The sequence below is a fragment of the Gardnerella sp. C0684A1 genome (assembly GCF_055326835.1).
In genome coordinates, this window is the sequence record NZ_JBLTSX010000008.1 from 1 (window position 1) to 4,038 (window position 4,038).

Consider the following 4,038-nt stretch of genomic DNA (forward strand, 5'->3'; position numbering starts at 1 on the left):
TTTTGGTTTGTGACACGCCCGGTTTTTTGGTTTGTGGCGTGTTTTTTGTTTATTTTTTGTTGGTTTTGGGTCGGGTTTTTGGTTTGGTGTTGGTTTTTGTCTTGTTTTTTCGTGTTTTCGACACGCCGATGTTTTGGCTTGTTTTCAATGGTTTTGTGTTGTTTACTGGAGGGGGATTTGCTTTTGGGTGTTGTTTGGTGTAAGTTTATCTCTTGCTGCTCAGCGCGGCTGGTTCTCCTTCTGGGGTTGATGAGCCGGCTGGTGTGGTGGTGGTTTGAGAACTCAAGAGCGTGTTTGTACTACTTATATAGTTAATGATTGCCAGTTCATTGTCAGCCTCACAAGTTGTGGGGTGCCTGAGAGATGGTTAAATGGTGGTGAGGTTTTGTTGGGATGTCCTTTCCTTATAAGGATGTCTCGTCTTTTTCTTATTTTTTGGAGCCTTTTGTTGGCTCTTCATTGAATTTTTTCGTGGAGGGTTCGATTCTGGCTCAGGATGAACGCTGGCGGCGTGCTTAACACATGCAAGTCGAACGGGATCTGACCAGCTTGCTGGTTGGTGAGAGTGGCGAACGGGTGAGTAATGCGTGACCAACCTGCCCCATGCTCCAGAATAGCTCCTGGAAACGGGTGGTAATGCTGGATGCTCCAACTTGACGCATGTCTTGTTGGGAAAGTGTTTAGTGGCATGGGATGGGGTCGCGTCCTATCAGCTTGTAGGCGGGGTAATGGCCCACCTAGGCTTCGACGGGTAGCCGGCCTGAGAGGGCGGACGGCCACATTGGGACTGAGATACGGCCCAGACTCCTACGGGAGGCAGCAGTGGGGAATATTGCGCAATGGGGGAAACCCTGACGCAGCGACGCCGCGTGCGGGATGAAGGCCTTCGGGTTGTAAACCGCTTTTGATTGGGAGCAAGCTTTCGGGTGAGTGTACCTTTCGAATAAGCGCCGGCTAACTACGTGCCAGCAGCCGCGGTAATACGTAGGGCGCAAGCGTTATCCGGAATTATTGGGCGTAAAGAGCTTGTAGGCGGTTCGTCGCGTCTGGTGTGAAAGCCCATCGCTTAACGGTGGGTTTGCGCCGGGTACGGGCGGGCTAGAGTGCAGTAGGGGAGACTGGAATTCCCGGTGTAACGGTGGAATGTGTAGATATCGGGAAGAACACCAATGGCGAAGGCAGGTCTCTGGGCTGTTACTGACGCTGAGAAGCGAAAGCGTGGGGAGCGAACAGGATTAGATACCCTGGTAGTCCACGCCGTAAACGGTGGACGCTGGATGTGGGGCCCATTCCACGGGTTCCGTGTCGGAGCTAACGCGTTAAGCGTCCCGCCTGGGGAGTACGGCCGCAAGGCTAAAACTCAAAGAAATTGACGGGGGCCCGCACAAGCGGCGGAGCATGCGGATTAATTCGATGCAACGCGAAGAACCTTACCTGGGCTTGACATGTGCCTGATTGCTGCAGAGATGTGGTTTCCTTTCGGGGCAGGTTCACAGGTGGTGCATGGTCGTCGTCAGCTCGTGTCGTGAGATGTTGGGTTAAGTCCCGCAACGAGCGCAACCCTCGCCCTGTGTTGCCAGCGGGTTATGCCGGGAACTCACGGGGGACCGCCGGGGTTAACTCGGAGGAAGGTGGGGATGACGTCAGATCATCATGCCCCTTACGTCCAGGGCTTCACGCATGCTACAATGGCCGGTACAACGGGATGCGACATGGTGACATGGAGCGGATCCCTTAAAACCGGTCTCAGTTCGGATCGTAGTCTGCAACTCGACTACGTGAAGGCGGAGTCGCTAGTAATCGCGAATCAGCAACGTCGCGGTGAATGCGTTCCCGGGCCTTGTACACACCGCCCGTCAAGTCATGAAAGTGGGCAGCACCCGAAGCCGGTGGCCTGACCTTTTTGGAGGGAGCCGTCTAAGGTGAGGCTCGTGATTGGGACTAAGTCGTAACAAGGTAGCCGTACCGGAAGGTGCGGCTGGATCACCTCCTTTCTACGGAGTTTTTGTGCACGCTCGGTTGAGTGTGGTTTGCTGGTGTGGAAATGGTTGTTGACTGTTTGTAGTGTGGGCATGCTTTTGGGTTCCCGGATTGCCACCCCCCTTTTGTTTTGGGGTTGCGGTCCTGACTCTTGGATTACGGGTTGAGGCTTTTTGGTTTTGGCTTGGGTTCTTGGTGTTGTGGTGGTTTGAGAACTGGATAGTGGACGCGAGTAATTGATGAGATGATTCGTTTTTGTTTTGTCTTGTTTTTTGCTTTTATCAATTTCGACCGGCTCCATTTTGGTGGAGTCGTCTTGATCGTTTTGTGATCGTTTAGTGTGATGATTTGTTGTCTAGGAGTTTACTGGTAGGTTTCTTGCTAGTGGGTGTCACTGGTAAGGGCGTATGGTGGATGCCTTGGTAGACAGGACCGATGAAGGACGTGACGGGCTGCGATATGCCTCGGGGAGCTGCCGAGTGGGCTTTGATCCGAGGATTTCCGAATGGGGAGACCCGGCCACTGTTATGGGTGGTCACCACAGTTTTGTGGGGGGTACGCAGGGAAGTGAAACATCTCAGTACCTGCAGGAAAGGATACTCCGTGAGTAGTGGCGAGCGAAAGCGGATCAGGCTAAACCGGGTGCGTGTGATAACCGTCAGGTGTTGCGCATTCGGGGTCGTGGGATTGGTTGTTCAGCCTCTGACGGGGTTGAGGAGAGTGATAAAATGTCGTGCTAGGTGAATGGGATTGAATTCCCAGCCGTAGAGGGTGATGGCCCCGTAGCTTGTCGTGCGATGTCTCTTTATGCTTATTCCCAAGTAGCGCGGGCCTCGTGGAATCCCGCGTGAATCTGCCCAGACCGTTGGGTAAGCCTAAGTATTCCTGTCTGACCGATAGTGTACTAGTACCGTGAGGGAAAGGTGAAAAGCACCCCGGGAGGGGAGTGAAATAGTTCCTGAAACCGTGCGCTTACAATCCGTCGGAGCCTTTTTGTGGGGTGACGGCGTGCCTATCGAAAAATGAGTCTGCGAGTCAGTGGTATGTGGCGAGGCTAACCCGGGTGGGGGAGCCGTAGCGAAAGCGAGTTTTAAAAGGCGTTTTAGTCGCATGTCCTGGACCCGAAGCGGGATGATCTAGCCCTGAGCAGGTTGAAGCGCGGGTAAGACCGTGTGGAGGACCGAACCCACCTAGGTTGAAAACTGGGGGGATGACTTGGGGTTAGGGGTGAAAGGCCAATCAAATTCCGTGATAGCTGGTTCTCTCCGAAATGCATTTAGGTGCAGCGTCGTGTTATTGCTTACAGGGGGTAGAGCTACTGGATGCTTGCGGGCCCATACCGGGTACTAATAGCAGCCAAACTCCGAATACCTGTTAGGTTTATCACGGCAGTGAGTCGGCGGGGGATAAGCTCCGTCGTCAAAAGGGAAACAGCCCTGATCGTCGTCTAAGGTCCCTAAGCGTGTGCTAAGTGGGAAAGGATGTGGAGTCGCATAGACAGCCAGGAGGTTGGCTTAGAAGCAGCCACCCTTGAAAGAGTGCGTAACAGCTCACTGGTCTAGTGGTTCCGCGCCGACAATGTAGCGGGGCTTAAGCACGCCACCGAAGACGCGACTGTGTGATTTTTTCATGCGGGGTAGGAGAGCGTCCTGTATGGGGTGAAGCGGCAGTGTGAACTTGTCGTGGACTTTACAGGAGTGAGAATGCAGACATGAGTAGCGAGAGACGGGTGTGAATCCCGTCCGCTGGATGACTAAGGGTTCCGGGGCCACGTTCGTCGTCCCCGGGTGAGTCGAGTCCTAAGGCGAGGCCGACAGGCGTAGTCGAATGGATGAACGGGTTGATATTCCCGTACCGGTGTTATACCGTTCGAACTGAATCTGAGAGTACTAACCTTGATTATTCTGGTTGATTTCCTTTCGGGGTTTTTGGCTGGTTTGGTTTTGGGACTGTATTGGTAGTAGGTTAGCGTGGGAGTGACGCGGGTAGGTAGCCGGCTGCGGAGGTGGTTTTCCGTGGCTAAGCGTGTGGGCTGTCCTCTAGGTAAATCCGGGGGAT

At 53.7% G+C, this 4,038-nt stretch carries 1 protein-coding gene and 2 rRNA genes; all 3 read left to right on the plus strand.

Annotated elements, in window-relative coordinates; all coding sequences use genetic code 11:
- Positions 1-203 (plus strand): hypothetical protein (locus ACNEUN_RS06165; protein ID WP_463631550.1); only part of this gene is annotated, 203 nt, incomplete at its 5' end.
- A gap of 265 nt (positions 204-468) precedes the next feature.
- Positions 469-1,994 (plus strand): 16S ribosomal RNA (locus tag ACNEUN_RS06170).
- Between the two features lie 373 nt (positions 1,995-2,367).
- A 23S ribosomal RNA gene (locus ACNEUN_RS06175) occupies positions 2,368-4,038 on the plus strand; the annotation flags it as partial.